Genomic DNA, 20,629 nt, shown 5'->3' with positions numbered 1-20,629 from the left:
AGGGCGTTATCACGCGGTCCGCACCTAATTGGCCGGACGCGCCCAAATGATCGTCACCCCAGCAGCCGTTCGTTGACGACCTTCCCGTCCTGCGTCAGGCGGATGGCATTGCCGATCTCCTCGTCCAGCACTGGCGCATTCCTGTCCTTGTCCCAGAAGGCGGAGAGGAAATTATAGAGGTTGCGCGCGAAGAGGGCGGAGGTGTCGGCGGCGAGGCGCGAGGGAACATTGCGATGGCCGACGATCTTGACGCCGTGACGCTCGACCACGTCGCCGGCGACCGCGCCCTCGACATTGCCGCCCTGTTCGACCGCCAGGTCGACAATCACGCTACCCGGCTTCATCGTAGCAATCTGAGCGTCGCTGATAAGGCGCGGCGCGGGCCGGCCCGGGATCAGCGCGGTGGTAATGACGATATCCTGCTTGGCGATATGGCCGGACACGAGTTCGGCCTGCGCGGCCTTATAGTCGTCGGACATTTCCGTGGCGTAGCCACCGCTGCCCTCACCCTCAATCCCTGCGACCTTTTCGACGAAGATGGCCTTGGCCCCCAGGGATTCGATCTGTTCCTTGGTCGCGGCGCGCACGTCGGTGGCGCTGACCTGCGCGCCCAGCCGCTTGGCGGTGGCGATGGCCTGAAGCCCCGCGACGCCGACACCCATCACGAACACCTTGGCCGCCGACACCGTGCCGGCGGCCGTCATCATCATCGGAAAGGCGCGGCCATATTCGGCGGCGGCGTCAAGGACAGCCTTGTAACCCGACAGATTGGATTGCGAGGACAGGATATCCATCGATTGCGCGCGGGTGATGCGCGGCATGAACTCCATCGCCAGAGCCTCGAAACCCGCAGCAGCATAGGCATCGACGCGGGCGCGCTCTCCAAAGGGGTTGAGGCCAGCCACGATCCACGCGCCCGGCTTCGCACCGGCCAGGCTGTCGGGCGATGGCCCCTGCACGCCCAATAGAATGTCGGCGCCTGCGACCGTGGCGGCGCGGTCGGCGACTGCCGCGCCAGCGGCTGCATAATCAGCGTCGGCGATCGAAGCGGTAAGCCCTGCCCCGGATTCGATGGCGACGTCCGCGCCAAGCGCCTTGAATTTCTTGACGGTTTCCGGCGTGGCGGCGACGCGGCGTTCGCCGTCCGCCTGCTCCCGCACGATCGCGATTTTCACTATCCCCTCTCCCTTATCCTGTACCGGCGCGCCAGACGCGCCGGTCAATCGCGGGGAAAGCAAGATGCGCCCATGCTCTAAGCGCGTCTCGATACCCCCGATCTATCGTTACCCCGCCTCTATTTCTGTCCTGTGGCGGCGGCAATACGCATCATGCGCATCGTTTCTATCAGCTTCCAAGCAATATCTTTATGCGACTTTTCGTCAGTTGCCTGAGGACAGGGGCGCAGACATTCAGCGCGGTTGCATCCGGATCGCCCCGTCCAGGCGGATGACCTCGCCGTTCAGCATAGGGTTGCGGATGATCGATTCGACCAGCTGCGCATATTCGGCCGGGGCGCCCAGACGGCTGGGATGGGGCACCTGCGCGCCCAGCGCATCCTGCACATGCTGCGGGAAACCTTCCACCATGGGCGTGCAGAAAATGCCCGGCGCTATGGTCATGACGCGGATATGATGTTGCGCCAGATCGCGCGCGATCGGCAACGTCATGCCGACGACGCCGCCCTTTGACGCGGCATAGGCGGCCTGACCGATCTGGCCGTCATAGGCGGCAACGGACGCCGTATTGACGATGACGGCGCGCTCCCCCTCCACATCCGGTGCAGCGGCGGCGCGGGCGGCGAATTTGGATATGAGGTTGAAGCTGCCGATCAGGTTGACCTCTATCGTCCGGCGGAAAATGTCCAGGGGGTGGGGCGCATTTTCCTTTCCCACGGTCTTGCTGGCCGGCGCGATCCCCGCGCAGTTGACAAGGATGCGGGCGACCCCGTGGGCCTGTTCCGCCGCTTCGAGGGCGGCGGCTACGGCAGCGTCATCGGCGACATTGAGCGCAAAGGCGGCAGCGCCGATATCCTGCGCGGCGGCGTTGGCGGCATCCTCATTCAGGTCGAGGATCGCGACCTTCGCGCCATTGGCGACCAGCATCGCGGCCGTAGCCTTGCCAAGCCCCGACGCGCCGCCCGTGACGATGGCGGCCATATTGTTGATGTCCATGGCTTTACCCCTTTGTTCAGATCAGTTCGACGGCCATGGCGGTGGCTTCCCCGCCGCCGATGCACAGGCTGGCGACGCCGCGCCGCAGGCCGCGGTTTTCCAGCGCCGCAATCAGCGTCGTCAGGATGCGCGCGCCCGACGCGCCGATGGGATGGCCGAGCGCGGTCGCGCCGCCATTGACGTTAAGCTTTTCAGCCGGGATCGATAGTTCACGCGCCGCGATCATGGCGACGACGGCAAAGGCTTCATTGACTTCGAACAGGTCGACGTCATCCACCGACCATCCGGCCTTGTCGAGCAGCTTGCGCATCGCAGGCACGGGCGCGGTCGTGAATTTGGATGGCTCGTGCGCATGGGCGGCGGTCGCCACAACCTGGGCCACGACGGGCAGGCCAAGCCGGTCGGCCACGCTGCGCCGGGTCATCACCAACGCCGCAGCGCCATCAGATATGGACGAGGCATTGGCGGCGGTGATCGTGCCATCCGTGGTAAAGGCCGGGCGCAGCGACGGGATCTTGTCGGGCTTCGCCTTGCCGGGCTGTTCATCCGTGTCGATGATCGTGTCACCGCCGCGCCCCGACACGGTCACGGGAGTGATTTCGCGCACGAAAGCGCCCGACTCAATCGCGTCATTGGCGCGGGAGAGCGAGCGGATCGCATAGTCATCCTGATCCGCACGGCTAAACTGATAGTCGCGCACGGCTTCTTCGGCGAAAACACCCATCGCCTTGCCCGGCTCATAGGCATCCTCCAGCCCGTCCATCATCATCGTGTCGATGATGCGGTCATGGCCGATACGCGCGCCGGCGCGATGCTTGGGCAGCGCATAGGGGGCGTTGGTCATGCTTTCCATGCCGCCCGCCACGATGATGTCCGCCGCGCCGGCCGCCAGCGCCTCATGCGCCATGATCGCGGCCTGCATGCCTGATCCACACATCTTGTTTACGGTCGTGGCCTCCGTATTGAGGCCAAGGCCAGCGCCGAGCGCCGCCTGGCGCGCGGGCGCCTGGCCCAGGCCGGCGGGAAGGACGCAGCCCATATAGATGCGATCTACGGCGTCGGCGGGGAGCTTAGCGCGCTCGATCGCCGCCCTGACTGCCGCCGCGCCAAGATCGGTTGCCTTCAAGGGTGACAGCGCACCTTGAAAACCGCCCATGGGGGTGCGGGCATAGCCGGCGATGACGATCGGGTCCTCTTGCATTGGCGCGTCCTCTTCCTTGCAGCGTCGCTGACGCCGTAAATCTACTGATGAGTATATTGCTTATCCACGCGTTTTTTGTCAAGCTGACGGACGGAGACAGACAGTGCAAGTAGACGTGGATACCAAGCCCGCTTCCCCGTTTCGGACACGGGCGGAAAAGGCGCAGGAGCGCGAGCAGAAACGGGACGCCGTGCTGACGGCGGCGGTGCGCATGTTCAACGCGCGCGGGTTTCATGCCACGTCGCTGGATGATGTCGCGGCGTCATTGGGGATCAGCAAGCCCACCATCTACCATTATCTGGGCAATAAGGAGCAGGTGCTGATCGAATGCGTGACGCGCGGATTGGAACCGCTGCGGATCGCTGCCGAGCAGGCGCAGAGCGAGGGAGGGCGGGGCATTGATCGGTTGCGGCGCTTCCTGATCGCCTATGCGCGCACCAACATGGACGATTTCGGGCGGTGCATGGTGCGCACGGGTGATGAGTTGCTGTCACCGGCGAGCGCGGCGGAAATTCGCGCGCGCAAAAGCGAGATCGACAAGACGCTGCGCGCGCTGATCGCTGATGGCATAGCGGACGGGACGATCGCCCCGGTGGACGTCAAGATGAGCGCCTTTGCGATTGCCGGCGCGCTCAACTGGCCGGCCCGCTGGCACGACCCCAGCGGGCCGAGCGGGCCGCAGGACATTGCCGTCGCGTTGGTCGATACGCTGATCGGCGGTTTGGCGCCGCGCCCCCCAGTCTGAATCAGCAACCCGCCCCAGCGCCTATTTCTTCACCCTGACGGCATAGACCTGATTGCTGCCATCCATGTTGGAGCGGAAGATCATCCAGGCGCCATCGGGCGTGAAGGTGATGTTGGGCTCCAGCCGATAGTCGTGCCGCGCCATGTCGACGATTTTTTCGGCGTCGAACGTGCCGGGCGCGACGAGGTCGGCCGCATTGTCGGCATGGATGCCCGCCACGTCGGGAATGTCCCTGGGCGTGAAGAGATAGAGATATTTGCCGTCGGGTGCATGGGCGACCATTTCGCTGTCGCCGCCATCGCCGGAGAAACGTTGCAGATCGGGCGCCTGGTTGTAATGGACCGACCACATATTGCGGTCGACATGATACCAGCGGCGATGGCCGGTCGCCAGTTCATAGCCCGCAAGCCAGAACACTTCCCCACGCGGCGTCTGAAGATCGTACCAGATCCATTTGCCGTCCGGCGAGAAAAATTCGTGACCGGCGATTTCCATGTTCATGAAGCGCTTGTGGACAAGTTGCTTGCCGGTGCCATCGGTGCGGATGGTCCAGATGCGGTCGACCTTGTGCCAGGGGCCTTCGTGGCAATACATGATGAGGCCGGGGTCGGTGGGCGAGAATTGGACATGGTTCAGCCAGTCGGTCGAGGCGACCACCACCTTCCGCTCGCCGGTGCGAATGTCGATGGTGAAGATTTCCATCGGGATTTTCGCCTCCAGACGTTCGTTGAGGCGCACTTCCTTGGCCTCGGCGAAGGTCAGCGGCTGGCCGTCGGGGCCGGTGGCGGCGTAGTTGGCCTGACCGAATTGCTGCTTGATCTCAGGTTCGCTCCCCTTCTTGGTGCCATCGGGCTGAAGGGGCTTGTCGCTAGCCGCCCATTGGCCAAGCAGCAGGGTTTCGTCAGCGTTGATCGATCCGATCGAGCCCTTTGCCACGGTCGCGATGCGCCGCGTCCTGCCGCTGTCTATGTCGGCCGCGAAAATGGTCGTCGCCCCACCCGCATCATCGCGGCGGCGGCCGGCATAATAGGCCGTGCGTGTGCGGCGGCCAGTGAAAAGCAGTTGCAGGTCGCGCCCTTTGACCAGCGGCTTCACGCTCCAGTCGGCCAGCGTCACGACGCTGATGCCATCGGGCGTGGAAATGACCATCTTGTCGCCTTGGGGCGTATAGCTGTTCTGGTGGAAATAGAGGCTGGCCGCGCCGCCGGGCGCATCGGTGATCTGGACGATCTCATGTCCGGTGGTGGCGTCGGTCCACTGCTTCACCGGTTTGGCCAACGAAGCGCCGGTCCAGGCGAGCCCCGCCAGTGCGAGGAGCGAGATGCCACTTTTCATGGAGATATCCTTCTTCTTCAGCCTTGGGCCGGCAGGGCATCGGCGATGAGCGCCAGATTTTCGATCGCCGCCAGCCCCCATTGGGCAGCGGCATTGGTGGAGACATGGGGCCATTCGACCGTGGGACCAAGGATTTGCGGCCCCTTCAACGTCACGCGCGGATCGCCCTGCGAAAGGCCAAGGCCCGCTTCGCCCGAGAAGAATTCTTCCCAGGCGCGCCGCGCCATGGCGGGATCGCGGGTTTCATGGGCCAGATAGGCTGTCAGCCGAGAATGGCCTTCGCGCAGATTGCGGCCGCGATAGGGCACGGGGAATTTCGCCTCCCATTCCGCACGCGGAGCGTTGAACCAGCGGCAATAATCGAGCCAAGCGGTTCGATAGGTCGGCACGTCCAGCAGGTCGATCAGTTCGGCATTGAGTTCGAGCGCACCGAACACGGCATTGAGATGCGAAACCGATATGTCGTCGCCCTTGCCCAGGAAGCGGCCCGTCGACAGGTCGAACGGCGCGGTCCCGGTCAGCCAGCCATATTGGAGGCCGCCAATGCTGGTCATGCCGGCAAGCAGCCGGTCGCGCCATTTGCGATCCCCGGTCCGTTCCCACTCGGCAAGCCAGGAGGAGGCGACCGCGCACCAAGTGGTGCCGAAGGTCATCTCTATGACGCCCTCGGGCAAAGTCTTGCGCTCCGCCCCCGGCACTTTGCGGCCGATTTCGACATGGGCGAGCGTCTGGTCGGACAGCAGCAGATCGCGCATCAGGTCGCCGACCCGTTCGTCGCCGGTCAGATAATAATAGATGCGCCGATAGATGGCGTTGGAAATGCGTGGCTGCTTGCTGCTGTCGCTCCAATGCTGGACGCCATGGCGGGTGCCCAGCCCCTTGAAGCGGCCGAGGTGATAGACGTCGACCTCTCCGGTGTGGCGGGTCATCGCCTCGGCAAAGCGGAACAGGCCCGCATCGCCCGTGCGCAGGACGCTCAGCCACAGCCACAAGTCGGGCGACAATTCGCTGTTATCCCAGGCAAAACCGCCAATGTCGTAACGCCATTGGTGCCGGTCTGCGTCATAGGTGTGCATGACGTCGCCATGATTCCAGAAGCCATACCAGCGGCGACGGTCGACCTCCGCCTCATAGAAAGCGGCGAGATTGGCGATCTGGTCCTCGATCCGCGCCTTCATCGGCGTCGATCGATCGGGCAGCGCCCAGGGACCAAAGACGTTCGCGGCGTGGATTCGCTGCGGTACGACCATCAGTTGCGGCGGAACGGCATTGGCCTGCGCCATGGCCGCGAGCCGGTCAGCGTCGGGCGTCGCGGCGCAGGCCCAGAGTGTCAGTTCGCTGGTGCGGGCCGTGCCGGTCGCGCTGTCCCAGCCCGGCTCATAATCCTCATAGGTGATGGCCAGCCCTTCATTCTGGGCGTCGTAACCCTCCATGCCGAGCACGCCGCGATAGGGGCGCATATCCATGGGACGCGCTTCGGGCGACCACAGCCAGAGCGTCAGGCGCGCCTCATCGGCCGCAGCGTCCCTGACATCGATCTGGGTCGGGTGCCGCTGCCAGAAATAGCGCGCCGCGAGCGCCACGCCGCCTGCCGGCGAGCCGACATAGCCGAGTCCCAGCGCGCGGGTTCCTGCGGTTGCGTCGACCCAGGCATGGCCGGCCTGCGTGCGCTTCACGATGGCGAAACCATCGGCGCTGAGCTGGCTGAGGCTGAAATCGCTCCATGTCGGAATCCGGTCCAGCAGGGGACGGACGCTGTCCGCCATCGCATCCATCGGCACGGCGCGACCGGCAATCTGGGCCTCGCGCACCGCTTCACCCGGATCACGGCGCAGGCCCGTGAGCGGGAGGACGGCTTCGGAAAAGAGATGCCCCTGCGTGGTAGCAAGGCGGACATGGCGGTCATGCGGCGCGCCGGTCATCGGGACAGCGGCGGCGAGGCCCAGGCTGCTGACAAAATCCTTCTCCGGATCGCCATCGAAGATGAAACTGTGCACCACGCGCACGTGATCCCCGCCGGCATAGGCATAGAAACGCACGGAGAAGGGCAGCAGACTGCGCCCTGCCCCCTCATGCATGCCCTCTATCCTGACAACCGCGCGCACCGGGCCTTTCTGCTCGACGGTCACCCGGGCGATCCGGCCGATTAGCGGAGTGCGGCGGCCGTTCTCTGGCGCGTCATCGACGCTGGCAACCAGCGTCAGCGGCCCCATGACCTGGCGATTACCCGACCAGGCGCCGGCGACCACAACCGCACCTTTGCGCGGGAACCGCCAGCGGGTCGCGCCGCTGACGATTTCCACCGCATCTTCCTGTTCACGGACGAAAAGGCCCGGCTGGGGGACAGGGGCGCGGCCAAGGGCGACATCTAGGGTTGCGGGCTGGTCCATGCCGGCCGGAAGCGCATGCGCCGACCATTTGAGCGAGCCATCGGGCCAGGTGGCGAGCGTCCAGTGCTGGGACGAAAGCGGCTTGCCGTCGCTGCGCACCACCAGAGGCGCACCCGGCTTCACGGCTCCACGCGGCCAGGGCACGCCGAAGGTCTGCCCGAGGCTGAGCATGGGCGCTTCGCCGTCGATCCAGCTGACGGGCGTGCTGCGCGGTACGGTCGACGCGGCGCGGGCAGCGGTGGGGAGCAGCGCGGCGGCACTGCCCATCAGGCTGGCGCGCAGCATATCGCGACGGCCGATGGTCAAAATGCGGTTCATGTCCCCTCCTTTTCCGGGCTTTAAAGCCGGGTGATCGAGAAATTGCGAAGCTGGATATGGCTTTGGGTCGTGCGCACGCCGAAATGGCCACTGCGATAGGGGTGTTGATCCGTCATGGTGAAGAGGGTTTCGCGGTCGCGCTCCACCGCGATATGGCTGCCGTCCGCAATCAGGCGCAGATGGAACCAGCGGTTGGGCGTCAGCATTGTGGCGGGATCGGTCCGGTCATGCGCGGGCAGCAGCGGGCGATCACCGGCGCGGCCGACGTAACGACGCATGCGCGTGGTGCTGTTCCGATTGCCGCCGATGCCGACATAATAGGTGCGCAGACTGTCATAGTCCTCGAACACGCCGCTCCTGCGGGCGGCGAGCGCCGATCCGCCCGGCATGGCTGGGTCCTGCGCCATCCAAAAGGCATTGACATCGCTGACCGCGTCCTGCGGCCCGCCGGCCTCAACCGCGCGGACGTCATAGGCGATTGCGACCGGCCCGTGCAGAAGCCGGCGAAACCATAGGGTAAGGCCGGCAGGCGTATCGATGTCGAGCACGCCCTGCGCGGCGGAGACGCGGGCCTGTGGAGACGCCGCTTCCAGCTGCCATTGGTCGAGGCCGCGCGAGAAATCGTCTTGAGCGATCAGCTCACGGGCAGCGCACGCCGCGACTGGCGTGGATGCCAGCGCGGCGAGCAGTGTCCGGCGCGAAAGGCCGGTCCCGATCACAGTTTCAGGCGGACACCGCCATAGACACGGCGACCGAAGGTTTCGATGATCGTACGGCGATAGACGCTGTTCGCATTCTCCTTGCGCGTGGCGTCGAGCAGATTGACGCCTTCGAGGAAGAAGGCGACGCCCGGCATCACCGTGATGTTGAGCGATGCGTCCAGCTGGCCATAGGCTTCGCCAAATTCCGGGTTGCCACCGCGGCCGGCCGCATTGATCAGATATTTGGACCGCCAGTTATAGGCGCCGCGCAGGCTGACCACATCATCTTCATAATAGGCCGACAGATTGTAGCTGTGGCGCGAGAGGCCCTGGAACGGCAGGGAGTCGCCCGTGAAGCGATCCACGCCTTCGTAGCCGCTATCCTTGGAATAGGTGTAGTTGGCGATCACACCCATCTGCTTAAGAACCGGCACGTCAAGGAAGTCGAAGGCAAGCTGCGCGCCGGCCTCAACGCCATTGATCGTCACCTTCTGCGTGCCGTTGGTGGGCACGGTGATGGTATAGGTGACGTTCGTCGCCGGATCCGTGTAATCTTCCGTCGTGTTCTGGATGAAGCTACTGATTTCCTTGCGGAAATAGGTCACAGACGCAAAGCTGGTGCGGTTGATATAATATTCCAGGCCCGCATCATATTGGCGTGCGCGGAAGGGCTGGAGCCCCGGATTGCCGCGCGATCCGGTGAGGCCCACGACATCGAGCGTGAAGCGCGGCGCAAGCTGCTGGGGCAGCGGGCGCGCCATGACTTCGGTCGCCGTGACGCGCGCCATCAGCTTGTTGGGAATAAGCTCCGCCTTCATATTCAGCGATGGCAGGAATTCGGTGTTCTTGCTGTCATAGGCGACCGGGGAGACGATGCCGCCCTGGCTCAGATAGCCTGAGGTGTCGACCTTTGTATTGACGACGCGCGCGCCGATGACGCCCGTGACCGGCACAGCGCCGACGTCGAAGGCGAAGGCGGCCTGTGCATAACCGGCCAGGTTTTTCTCACCCACCTTCCACGTGTCGGTAAATACCTGACAGGTGCCTCCCGGCCGTGTCGGACAGCCATTGGCTTCGAACGGATCGGGCACGCCGATCGCATCGGCCACGCCCTGCGTCATGTTGAGCCAGCCGCGATAACCGTCGCTGAAGCCGAGATCCCCGGTATGGAAGAAGGGCGCAGTACCGAGCGAGGCAAAGCCGACCGCATTGTCGATCTGTTGCTGCACGGCGGGGTCGGAAAAGCCGTTGAGCACGGTCGACCGGTTGAAGAATTTGCTCGTGACTTCCAAATCGCGATACTGGCCGCCGATCTTGATCGAGGTCAGGAAGCCGCCATCGGGCTTATATTCCGCGTCCAGCTTGGCCATTTTCTCCGACTGATCGTCGTAGCGCGGGCGGCGTAGGACGGTCAGCTGGTTGATCCCCGCGCGGGTGGTGGGATCGTTGGGCAGGATGATGTTGGGCGCATTCTGGCCATTGGCATAATCGACGATCAGGCTGTCCATGCCGGTGACGGCGGCGGTCGCGTTGATCTCGTTATTATAAGCCTTGGCCTTGGAATAGGAGATTTTCGGCGTCAGCGTCAGGTTGCCGGTCGTCCATTCCGCACCCAGCGCCAGATTATATGTGGTGCGGCGAATATCGCCAAGAATGTTGCGGTAGGAAACGCCCAGCTGGCTGGTCTGCGCCAGCGCGGGATTGTTGGTCATTTCCAGATGCTGGACGGTATTGTCCGGTCCGATGATGGTGTTTTCGGTATCGACGATGCCGCCGCTGGTGCCGGTTTGCAGATATTGCGAGGTGACGGACTGGTTGGACCGCGTCCAGTTTCCTTCGAAATAGGCCTTGAGGTCATCGCTCGGCTGCCATTCCAAGATGCCGTTCAGCGCGTAGCGGCGGGTTTCCAGACGATTGATGACATAGCGGGGAATATCCGGGAAGAAATCGCCCATGCCATCGTCGTTGAGATCATAGAGATCGCCATTGGGATCGCGAAGCTGGACCCAGCCGGTGGTTCGGGCCTGATGGCTTTCGACATTGCGGTTTTCAAACGTGCCCGACACCAGGATGCCGATCGTGCCATCGGCGAAGGTGTCGCTGCCGATCAGGGCGAGGCGCGGGTCCATATGGTCGCCGATATCGGCATAAATGGCTTGCGCCGATCCTGCGAGATAGGGCTTGCCGCCATTGTCGAACGGACGACGGGTGATGATGCGCACGGTGCCGCCCACGCCGCCTTCGGTCATGTCGGCCGTGGCGGACTTCACCACTTCCACGCGATTGACGAATTCGGAAGGCAAATCGCGGAAATCGACATCGCGGCCACCGCCGACCGTAGTCGACAAGGCGGTGGTGCCGTTGATTTCGACCCGGTTCAGGCTGGGATCGGCGCCGCGAATTGTGACGCCCGACCCTTCACCGTCCGAACGGGTGATCTGGACGCCGGTGACGCGCTGCAACGCTTCGCCGACATTCTTGTCAGGGAATTTACCGATATCTTCCGCCGAGATCGCGTCCAATACAGTCGGCGAATTGCGCTTCGCATTGAGCGCGCCCTGAAGGCTGGAGCGGATGCCGGTGACGACGATGTCGGCAACGTCGTCATCCTGGGCCGCTTGAGGAGCAACGTCCTGTGCAGCAACGGCAAGCGGCGCCACCGCCGCGAGAGCCGCATAAGAGATCGTAGCAAGTTTCACATAACGCAACCGCACCAGTCATCCTCCCTTTCCAATATTCCACATATTGGGCTTTGATTGCGTTATTTGGAAAGAAATGATGGTTGTTGTCAAGCGTCCCTTTTCGGCGCGTCGACAGGATCGCGCAAAAGGGGTCGTTAAATCAGCGACTTGATTGTGAAAAATGCGGCGAGACGAAGCTTTAATGACTTGTCCGATCGTCCCTCAATGTGGCCGGTAGCATCGCGTACGGCCTAGGAAATCGCGACTCCGTCCCGCATGATCGGTTCGTCTGACCCAAATATCCTGCCAGTGCCCCGCATATGTCGTTTGGCCTGATACAAGGCCAGGTCGGCACGCCGCATCAAGTCCATTTGCGTGGTGCCGGGGCCGTCGGCGAGCGTCGCGCCGACCGTGGCCGACACACGCCGCGTCTGGCCATCCTGGGTGATGGACACCTGCAACTGATCCAGAACCTGCCGGACATAGGATTGCAGATCAGCGCAATCGCGCGGGCGCGTCACCAGTAGCGCAAATTCGTCGCCGCCTAGTCGCGCCGCAAAGGCGTTCGCCATGCATCCCTCGCGCATACGCGCCGCCATCGCCCGAAGAATGTCGTCGCCCGCGGCATGGCCGAAATTATCGTTGACCGCCTTGAACCCATCCAGATCGATGAGCAGGAGAGCGAGGGGTTCGGACCGTCGGTTCGCCCGCGCCAAGACATCGGCCAGACGCTTTTCGAAGCTCGCGCGATTGGACAGGCCGCTCAAGCTGTCGGTGCTGGCGTCGTGACGCAATTCCTGCTCGCGCAAATGACGGTCGGTCACGTCCTGAAACACGCCAACAATGGCGGCAGGCCGATCATGCCGGAACTCTACTTCGCCGATACTGCGCACCCGCCGCATCTGTCCGTCGGCCGCGATCAGGTCGGTTTCAAAGTCGAAGCCCTGCCCGGTCCGCATGGCCTTGCGCAAGTGCTTTTCGATCATGCGCCCGTCTTCGGCTGAATAGAAAGCGAGTGCTTCCTCCAGCGGCGGGGCGGACCCGACCGGCAGGCCATGGATGACATAAACCTGATCGGACCACTGGATCGCGCCATCGTCGAGCGATACGCGCCATGATCCCACACCGGCGAGCTTTTCCGCCTGGCGCAACAGCCGGTGCTGACCGTCCAATATGTCTGCCCGCTCCTCCGCCAGTTCCGCGAGATAATGGGCATCCTGCGCCGTGGCATGCGCGCGCAGCAGCGATTCCGCGACCGTTGCCAGATCGCGCAAAATCGCCTGTTCCTCATCCGACAAGGTGCGCGGCTGCGTGTCGAGGACGCAGAAGGACCCAAGCCCCGGGAGGGTACCGGAAAATCCGTCATGATGCGGGCGCAGCGGAACGCCGGCGTAGAAGCGAATATGCGGATTTCCGACCACGAGCGGATTGTCCGCGAAGCGGGGATCGGCGCTGGCATCTTCCACCACCAGCATATCGTCATTATGGATGGTGTGCGCGCAAAAGGCCTGGTCGCGTGGCGTTTCCCGCACCTTGCCCAGACCCTGCGCCGATTTGAACCATTGCCGGTCCTGATCCACCAGCGAGACCAGAGCGATCGGGCAACCCAGCAACCGCTGCGCCAGCGCGGTCAGCGCGTCAAAATCCCGCTCCGGCGGCGTGTCGAGGATGTGGAAACTCGCCAGCTTGCGCAGGCGGGCGTCCTCCAGCGTCTGGTGCATGCGCCCTTTCCTTCTTAGCCAATAGTTTAGCGCCTAATCCTAAGATTTCCTTACCAAAGCCGGCAAATCGCCGCCTTATCGGCTCGAACGGTCGCAGGGACTGTTCGGTTGCGCTTGTCACTGTCAGCGGTTTTTCCGATTTTCCTTCCCCTACGCGTGGGGCGTATAGGTTACCGGCCGCTGTTCCCCCGAGCGGCCGATTGAGAGAGGAGTCAACCCATGGACGCAAGGACGAGTGGAAGCCCCCTGAGCGATCCGGGCAAGGAGCCTGCCGCGATGCGCAGCCTGCTGGGCCGGACCAACCGCGACTGGTGGCCCAACCAGCTGTCGCTCGACATTCTTCATCAGCAGGGCCGCACCGGCGATCCGATGGGTGACGATTTCGCTTATGCCGCGGAATTCAAGACGCTGGACCTGGCCGCGGTGAAGCGCGACCTCACCGCGCTGATGACCGACAGCCAGCCTTGGTGGCCGGCCGACTATGGCCATTACGGCCCCTTCTTCATCCGCATGGCCTGGCACAGCGCGGGCACCTATCGCACCGGCGACGGACGCGGCGGTGCATCTTCGGGTACGCAGCGCTTCGCGCCGCTCAACAGCTGGCCCGACAACGCCAATCTGGACAAGGCGCGTCGCCTGCTGTGGCCGATCAAGCAGAAATATGGCCGCAAGCTGAGCTGGGCGGACCTCATGATCCTGGCGGGCAATGTCGCGATCGAATCGATGGGCGGCCCGGTATTCGGCTTTGGCGGCGGACGCGCGGACATATTCGAGCCGGAAAAGGATATTTACTGGGGCACGGAAGAATTCTGGGTCGGCCAGGAAGGCAATCTGACCCGCATCGACGAAGAGGAAGGCCGCGCGCTGGAAAGCCCGCTGGCCGCCATCCAGATGGGCCTCATCTACGTCAATCCCGAAGGGCCGGGCGGCAAGCCCGATCCGCTCCAGTCGGCGCGCGACATTCGCGAAACCTTTGCCCGCATGGCGATGAATGATGAGGAAACGCTCGCGCTGACGGCGGGTGGCCATACTTTCGGCAAATGCCATGGCGCAGGCGACGCATCTCTGGTCGGCGCGGAACCCGAGGGCGCGGACATCGCGCAGCAGGGGCTGGGCTGGCAGAGCGGCCATGAAACCGGCATCGGCGATCATACCATCACCAGTGGCCTGGAGGGCGCGTGGACGCCAACGCCGATCCAGTGGTCGATGAACTATTTCCGCATGCTGCTGGACTATGAGTATGAGCTGGTGAAAAGCCCGGCCGGCGCGCAGCAGTGGCAGCCGATCAACCAGAAGCCCGAGGATATGGCGCCCGGCGCGCACAGCCCGGACAAACGGTTGCCCACGATGATGACGACCGCCGACATGGCGTTCAAGATGGACCCCGAATATCGCAAGATCGCCGAGCGATTCTATGCCAATCCGGACCAGTTTGCCGACGCCTTCGCCAGAGCCTGGTTTAAGCTGACCCATCGGGACATGGGCCCCAAGGTTCGCTATCTTGGTCCCGACGTGCCGGAAGAGGATCTAATCTGGCAGGACCCGGTTCCAGCCGGCCCCGTGCTGAGAGACGCCGACGTGTCGACGCTCAAGGGCAAGATCACCGATAGTGGCCTCAGCATCAGCCAGCTGGTCAAGACCGCCTGGGCATCGGCCGCGACGTATCGCGACTCCGACAAGCGCGGCGGCGCCAATGGCGCGCGCATCCGCCTGGCACCGCAAAAGGACTGGGACGTCAATGAGCCCGACGAACTGGCCAAGGTGCTGGCGATTTATGAGGGCATTCAGCGCGACTTTGGCGGCCGTGTCAGCATCGCCGACCTGATCGTGCTGGGCGGCAATGTCGGCGTCGAGCAGGCGGCGAAGGCAGCCGGGCACGATCTGCACCTGCCCTTTGCCTCGGGTCGGGGTGATGCGACGAACGAGCAGACCGACGCCCATAGCTTTGAGCCGCTGGAGCCAAAGGCCGATGGTTTCCGCAACTATCTGCAGGTGCGCTTCAACGTGCCGACGGAGGAACTGATGGTCGACCGTGCGCAATTGCTGGGCCTCAGCGCGCCGGAGATGACCGTGCTGGTCGGCGGCTTGCGGGTGCTGGGCGCCAATCATGGCGGCACGCAGCATGGCGTGTTCACCGACCGGCCGGGGCAGCTGACCAACGACTTCTTCGTCAATCTGCTCGACATGGGTACGGCGTGGAAGGAAGTGGACGATCGCGGGGACGAGGTGTTTGTCGGCACCGATCGCGCCAGCGATGAAGAGAAATGGACCGCGACGCGGACCGACCTGGTGTTCGGGTCCAATTCGCAGCTGCGCGCGCTGTCGGAAGTCTATGCCGCGTCCGACGCAGGCGACAAGTTCGTGGCCGATTTCGCCCGCGCCTGGACGAAAGTCATGAACGCCGACCGGTTCGACCTCAAGGCCTGACGATCAGCCGCCGGGGTGCGCGACGCATCCCGGCGGCCTGTTCCCTTATTGCACGGCGGCGATCAGGTCCGCCACCTGGTGGACCACGCCATTGGCGACCACCGTCTTCACCTTGAACGTATTGGCGATGTCGGCGCGCGGATCCCCTTCGATCAGGGCGATGTCGGCCAGCTTGCCCGGTTCCAGAGTGCCCGCATCCAGATTGAGCGCGCGGGCCGAATTGACCGTGGCGGTCTGCAACGCCTGAAACGGGGTCAGCCCGCCATCGACATAGGACGCGATTTCCGCATGAAGGTTGGTCGCGATCATCGTATCGGTGCCGGCCACGACCTGCGTGCCCGCGTCATACATCTTCTTCATGGAGGCAAGGCCGCCCTTGAGCAGCGGGCCGACGATGCGCGCGATCGCATCATCATCCTGCGTCACGCTCTCCTGCGCCCAGCCGGGATAGAGCTTGACGCGCGGATCATTGCGATAGTCGGGATGCCGTTGCAGATAGCCGGTGAGCGCGCCGAAATTGGTCGGCGTGAGCGTCCGCCGGCTTTGCCCGAACAGCTGGATCAAATCCTCATAGGCCATGCCGCCCGGCCCCTGTTTGGGCGAATAGCCGCGCCGGCTGGTCGCGCCCATATGTTCGGTGCCATCGACGCCCGAATAAGCGGCGGGGAAGATTTCATGGCCCGACACCGGAATACCCATGGCGTGCGCCGCCTCCACGATGCGCCGCTGATACAGGTCGGGCATGCGCACATAGCTTTTCTGAATGTCATATCGGAGCGCGCGGGCGCGACCGAGCTCGCGTTCCAGATGCGCGGGGCTGGAGACGGCGATGCCCATCTTGTAATAGACGCGCTGCCATTCGAGCAGCGGGCCGCCGGTGTAAAGACGCGGGCTGATCCGCACGCCCGCTTCCGCCGCTTCCCGATCCTCGATCGCGTCATAGACTTGCGTGCCGGGGTCGCGCACGGTGGTGATGCCATAGGCCAGCCAGGCTTTTTCCAGGTTCGATCCGAAATCCTTCTGGATATGGGAATGATATTCGATGAGGCCGGGGATGGCGGTCAGGGTGCTGGCGTCGACATAGCGCGCGGTCTTGTCGCTTTGGGCCGGGTCATGATCGCGAATGGCGGTGATCCGGTTGCCGTCGATGACGATATCCTTGTTGGTCTGCGTTGCGTCGGTGACGGAATCAACGAGCGCCCCCACATGGATGATGGTGCGCCCGGTCGGCTTGGCGAGACGGTACGTAAGGTCGATCGGCACGTCGGTGATGACGCCGGTTTCCAGGTTGACGGTCTTTAGCGCGTCGTTCGACTGAATTAGAATGGTTTTGCCATCGCCGCTCCAGGTGGGGAAGAAGGCGATGTCCGACGTGTAGCTGCGCGCCGGGCCGAGCGGCTTGGCGTCGGCCGCGACCGGCCAGACCTTGAGCAGGCCTTCGTAAATCCCCGCCATGCGGGTGCCGTCCGGCGACCACACCGGACCGCTGCCGCTGCGCGTGTCGAGCGACATATTGTCCTGCGGTATCTGCCAGAAGGGTTTGGTCGTGCCGTCGACCGGAATGACATAGACCTGATTGGTCCCTTCGCGGAAGCTGTTGGAATATTTGTAGGACAGACTGATGACGACATATTTGCCGTCCGCCGACCAGCTGGGGCTGCCGGGCTGGCCGAGCGATCCCTGGAGTCGCGTCACCTTGCCGCTCGCGACATCGACCACGCATACGCCCGCCACGCCCCAGCGGCCATCCACGTCGATGAAGGCGATCTGCTTGCCATCCGGCGACCAGGCCGCGCCCAGCGGTTGCGTGTCCATGCTGGTCAGTTGCCGGTCCTTGCCGGTCTTCAGATCCTTGATGAAGAGCTGTGGCAGGCCGCCGACCCGGTCAGAGGAAAAGACGATGCTGGTTCCATCGGGCGACCAGTCGGCGTCGGCGTCGAGCGCGGCGTCATTGGTCAAGTTTTCAGGTTTTCCGCCCTTGGATGAGACAATATAAAGGTCGCCGAGCGCGACAAAGGCGATGCGGCTGCCATCGGGCGACAGGCGTGGATGGGTGATACCCAGCGCCTTGCGCGGCGCGGTCGAATCCCAGTCGCGTTTGGCACGCGCATAATTGGGCCGCACGACTTCCAGCGTTGCTGCAAAATCGACGGTGGATTTCCGCGAACCGCCCTGCCGGATCTTGCCGTCCGAGACATAATGATAGCGCCCGCCCGGCCCCCAGGAGATACGGAAGGGAAAGACATTTTCGGTGCCGCTGACTATCTTGTCATCGATGACCAAATGGCTGCCGCTTGCATCCTGCACGACATAGGCAAGCGCGCCGTCGGGGCCGAAGGAGGGGGCGTCGACCTTGCCCTCACCCTGTTTCAGCAGCGTTTCCGCGCCGTCGCCCAGGCTGGTGACGTAGATGGCGGTGCTCGCTCCGTCCGCGCCCGCATAGGCGATGCGCTGGCCGTCGGGCGACCAGGTCGGCATCCGGTCTTCGCGCGGATTGCTACTGATCTGCTTCATCGCCCCGGTCGCGACGTCCATCGTCCAGATGTCGTAATTGCCACTGCGATCGGAGGAAAAGGCGATGGTCCTGCCGTCAGGCGAATAGACGGGTTCCCGATCGTCATAAGCGCCTTGCGTCACCTTACGCATGTCGCTGCCATCGGGCTTGATGGTCCACAGGTCATAGCCGCCGTCGCGATAGGCGAAATAGAGGAGATGCGATCCGTCCGGCGCCCACACAGGCTGGCGCGCGTCGTTGAAATAGTCGGTGATGCGCTGCGCCTTGCCCCCGGCGGCCGGGATGATCCAGAGACTGCCCTGCAGGTCGACCGCCAGCCATTTGCCATCGGGGGAGGCCGATACCGCCATCGACGTGCCTTCATGCACGTCGAACACGATCGACTTTTCGCCGCCGGGGGGCGGGAGGTTGGCGGGCTGGGCCAGCACCGGCGCGGCCGTGCCGAGCCATGCGAGGAGGGCCATGGCCTTGAGCGACACTGTCATCCTATATTCCCCCTTACCAACCAAAGACATAACGTTCGCGCCGCACGTCCGCCGCGCCGCGCAGGGTGCCGGTTTCCGGCACTACGCCCGCCGCGACGATGCCGGTCGACACGCCGAACGGCCCCAGCACGTCGAGCTTGTGCCCGCGCGCGGCCAGCCCGTCGCGCACCGCCTGCGGCACCCGATCCTCAATCTCCAGCACGCCCGGTTCGTCCTTCTTGATCGCGAAGGAGCCATGGAAATGACTGGAATTGATGCGCGGCGCTTCGATCGCCACCTGTAGCGGCTGGCCAAAGGCGAGCACGCGCAGCAGCACATTCATGATCTGCTGGTCCTGATTGTCGCCGCCCGGCGTGCCGATGGCGAGATAGGGCGCGCCATCCTTCATCACCATCGACGGCGACAGGGTCGTGCGCGGCCGCTTGCCCGGCGCCAGGACATTGGGGCTTTCCGGGTCCAGATCGAACACGGTCATGCGATTGCTCATCGGCACGCCCGTATCGCCGGCAATATAGGCGCCGCCCAGCATCCAGCCGGAACTGGGCGTGCAGCTGAACAGATTGCCATGCCGGTCCACCACCTCGATCGCGGTCGTGTCGGCGGTGGGAACCGGCGGCTTTTTGAGCATATGGGGCGTGAAGACCGGCGTTGGCCGCGCGCCGCCCTCCATCGCCCATGGGTCGCCATAGCGATGCTCCAGCGACGCCTTGGGTCCGATCAATTTCGCACGCTGGGCGGCATAGGCCTTGGACAACAGGGTCTTGGCCGGCACCTTGGCAAAGTCGGGATCGCCAAAATAGGCATTGCGATCGTCGAAGGCGAGCTTGATCGATTCCGCCAGCGTGTGGAGATAGTCTTCGCTGCCCGGCTCCATCGCGCCGATGCCGGCTGCTTCGGCGATGTTGAGCGCGATCAGCAGCGCTGGGCCCTGGCTCCAGAAGCCGCCCTTGCACACGGTGTAACCGAACACGTCCGTCGTGACCGGTGCCTCCGTCTTGCCCTGGTAGCTGGCAAGGTCTGCATAGCGCATGAGGCCGCCATCCGCTTCCATCGACGCGCCGATCCGCCGCGCAATATCGCCCTTGTAAAATTCATCGCGCCCGGCCTGGATCGCGGCCTTGCGATCCTTGGTCCGGGCGAGCGTCGCCTTGTCCGCCGCGGCGATGGCGCGCATCGTGCGCGCCAGGTTGGGCTGGCGAAATATCTCGCCCACCCTGGGCAGCGCGCCGCCGGGATAATAAGTGTCATAGGCGGTCTTGTATTTTGCCGTCGCCTTCTGCTGGCTGACAAACACCTCGGCCAGGAAATTATACATGACAAAGCCGTCGGCCAGTTCGATCGCGGGCTGCATCACCTGATCGAGCGACATGGTGCCATTGAGTTGCAACGCGCGCGCCATGGCGTCGACCATGGCGGGGATCGTCCCGCCCATCGGGCCATTGCCCGGGATCATGCCAAGGGACGCAAACCTGTCGGGCGTGGCAAGCGCCGGAGCGGTCCCCTGCCCGTTGATGACCGTCACGTCCTTCGCGCCGCTGTCATAGATGATCGTGGGCGCTTCGCCGCCAAAGCCGAAATGCGATATTTCGGTGACGGCGGCGGCAAAGACGGCCGCGACGCCCGCATCGGTGGCATTGCCCCCCGCCATCAAAATGCGGGTGCCCGCCGCCACGGCATAATGGCGACCGGCCGCGACGATGCCGAAATTGCCGACGATTTCGGGCCGCAGCGTTTCGCCTGCGCTTTTAAGGCGCGTGGGTTCGGGCGGCGGCGGGGGTGTCTGGGCGGCGGCCTCCGACAGGCCTGCGACCATGGCCGCGCCGCCGCCCACAGCCCATGCGCCGAGCGCGCGACGGCTCAATCCCGTTACCGGGTCCTTTGTCCTCATGTCTGCTTCTCCCCCTTTTCTCCATGCGCGTGCAGGAGAAACGCGTTTGCG

At 64.0% G+C, this 20,629-nt stretch carries 12 protein-coding genes; 2 read left to right on the top strand and 10 right to left on the bottom strand.

What is annotated here, in order from left to right; genetic code table 11:
- Positions 1-53 precede the first annotated feature (53 nt).
- The 3 genes from SAB01S_RS09600 to SAB01S_RS09590 all read right to left on the bottom strand — a co-directional run bounded on the left by SAB01S_RS09600 (position 54) and on the right by SAB01S_RS09590 (position 3,372).
- Complete coding sequence (locus SAB01S_RS09600; RefSeq protein WP_062732866.1) at positions 54-1,175, bottom strand: NAD(P) transhydrogenase subunit alpha; 1,122 nt, start codon at positions 1,173-1,175, stop codon at positions 54-56.
- Positions 1,176-1,409: 234 nt separating this feature from the next.
- The gene (locus SAB01S_RS09595; RefSeq protein WP_062732806.1) at positions 1,410-2,171 is read right to left on the bottom strand and encodes an SDR family NAD(P)-dependent oxidoreductase; all 762 of its coding nucleotides are present in this window, start codon (positions 2,169-2,171) and stop codon (positions 1,410-1,412) included.
- A 16-nt stretch (positions 2,172-2,187) separates the two neighbouring features.
- The gene (locus tag SAB01S_RS09590; RefSeq protein ID WP_062732805.1) at positions 2,188-3,372 is read right to left on the bottom strand and encodes an acetyl-CoA C-acyltransferase; all 1,185 of its coding nucleotides are present in this window, start codon (positions 3,370-3,372) and stop codon (positions 2,188-2,190) included.
- 103 nt (positions 3,373-3,475) lie between these two features.
- On the opposite strand from SAB01S_RS09590, the gene SAB01S_RS09585 reads away from it, so the two are divergent.
- Positions 3,476-4,117: a TetR/AcrR family transcriptional regulator gene (locus tag SAB01S_RS09585; RefSeq protein ID WP_062732804.1), complete on the top strand. Its 642-nt coding sequence runs from the start codon at positions 3,476-3,478 to the stop codon at positions 4,115-4,117.
- A gap of 21 nt (positions 4,118-4,138) precedes the next feature.
- Here SAB01S_RS09585 and SAB01S_RS09580 read toward each other — a convergent pair whose 3' ends face one another.
- The 5 genes from SAB01S_RS09580 to SAB01S_RS09560 form a co-directional block, all read right to left on the bottom strand.
- Positions 4,139-5,452 (bottom strand): oligogalacturonate lyase family protein, encoded by a 1,314-nt coding sequence (locus SAB01S_RS09580; RefSeq protein WP_062732803.1) that lies wholly within the window; start codon positions 5,450-5,452, stop codon positions 4,139-4,141.
- Between the two features lie 17 nt (positions 5,453-5,469).
- Complete coding sequence (locus SAB01S_RS09575) at positions 5,470-8,160, bottom strand: exo-rhamnogalacturonan lyase family protein (RefSeq protein ID WP_062732802.1); 2,691 nt, start codon at positions 8,158-8,160, stop codon at positions 5,470-5,472.
- A gap of 20 nt (positions 8,161-8,180) precedes the next feature.
- Positions 8,181-8,879 carry a DUF6250 domain-containing protein gene (locus SAB01S_RS09570; RefSeq protein WP_062732801.1) on the bottom strand — a complete coding sequence of 233 codons (699 nt, stop codon included), beginning with the start codon at positions 8,877-8,879 and terminating at the stop codon, positions 8,181-8,183.
- Positions 8,876-11,575 (bottom strand): TonB-dependent receptor, encoded by a 2,700-nt coding sequence (locus SAB01S_RS09565; protein ID WP_245646438.1) that lies wholly within the window; start codon positions 11,573-11,575, stop codon positions 8,876-8,878. Before SAB01S_RS09565 ends, SAB01S_RS09570 begins: the two co-directional genes overlap by 4 nt.
- 218 nt (positions 11,576-11,793) lie before the next feature.
- Positions 11,794-13,263, bottom strand: coding sequence for a diguanylate cyclase domain-containing protein (locus SAB01S_RS09560; protein ID WP_062732799.1), 1,470 nt, complete (start codon positions 13,261-13,263; stop codon positions 11,794-11,796).
- 219 nt (positions 13,264-13,482) lie between these two features.
- Between SAB01S_RS09560 and katG the strand changes: the two genes are divergently transcribed.
- Entirely contained in the window at positions 13,483-15,690 is a 2,208-nt protein-coding gene (gene katG, locus SAB01S_RS09555; protein WP_062732798.1) for a catalase/peroxidase HPI, read from the top strand.
- Between the two features lie 45 nt (positions 15,691-15,735).
- On the opposite strand, the gene SAB01S_RS09550 is transcribed toward katG, so the two are convergent.
- Together SAB01S_RS09550 and SAB01S_RS09545 are read right to left on the bottom strand one after the other, a co-directional pair.
- A complete protein-coding gene (locus SAB01S_RS09550; protein ID WP_062732797.1) occupies positions 15,736-18,690 on the bottom strand; it encodes an LpqB family beta-propeller domain-containing protein in 2,955 nt (984 codons plus the stop codon).
- A 13-nt stretch (positions 18,691-18,703) separates the two neighbouring features.
- On the bottom strand, positions 18,704-20,578 hold the full coding sequence (locus SAB01S_RS09545) for a gamma-glutamyltransferase family protein (RefSeq protein WP_062732796.1): 1,875 nt from the start codon (positions 20,576-20,578) through the stop codon (positions 18,704-18,706).
- Between the last annotated feature and the right edge of the window lie 51 nt (positions 20,579-20,629).

Origin of the sequence: Sphingobium abikonense NBRC 16140, assembly GCF_001598335.1 — a bacterium.
Taxonomy (GTDB): Bacteria; Pseudomonadota; Alphaproteobacteria; order Sphingomonadales; family Sphingomonadaceae; genus Sphingobium; species Sphingobium abikonense.
The sequence above is the reverse complement of the archived record's forward strand: the minus strand, read 5'-3'. Positions and strand labels throughout refer to the sequence as shown.

What these genes read in the sequence shown, in the direction of transcription:
- SAB01S_RS09545 (WP_062732796.1), bottom strand. Translation starts at nt 20,578, where the DNA reads ATGAGGACAAAGGACCCGGTAACGGGATTGAGCCGTCGCGCGCTCGGC.
- SAB01S_RS09575 (WP_062732802.1), bottom strand. Translation starts at nt 8,160, where the DNA reads ATGAACCGCATTTTGACCATCGGCCGTCGCGATATGCTGCGCGCCAGC.
- SAB01S_RS09590 (WP_062732805.1), bottom strand. Translation starts at nt 3,372, where the DNA reads ATGCAAGAGGACCCGATCGTCATCGCCGGCTATGCCCGCACCCCCATG.
- SAB01S_RS09560 (WP_062732799.1), bottom strand. Translation starts at nt 13,263, where the DNA reads ATGCACCAGACGCTGGAGGACGCCCGCCTGCGCAAGCTGGCGAGTTTC.
- SAB01S_RS09550 (WP_062732797.1), bottom strand. Translation starts at nt 18,690, where the DNA reads ATGACAGTGTCGCTCAAGGCCATGGCCCTCCTCGCATGGCTCGGCACG.
- katG (WP_062732798.1), top strand. Translation starts at nt 13,483, where the DNA reads ATGGACGCAAGGACGAGTGGAAGCCCCCTGAGCGATCCGGGCAAGGAG.
- SAB01S_RS09580 (WP_062732803.1), bottom strand. Translation starts at nt 5,452, where the DNA reads ATGAAAAGTGGCATCTCGCTCCTCGCACTGGCGGGGCTCGCCTGGACC.
- SAB01S_RS09595 (WP_062732806.1), bottom strand. Translation starts at nt 2,171, where the DNA reads ATGGACATCAACAATATGGCCGCCATCGTCACGGGCGGCGCGTCGGGG.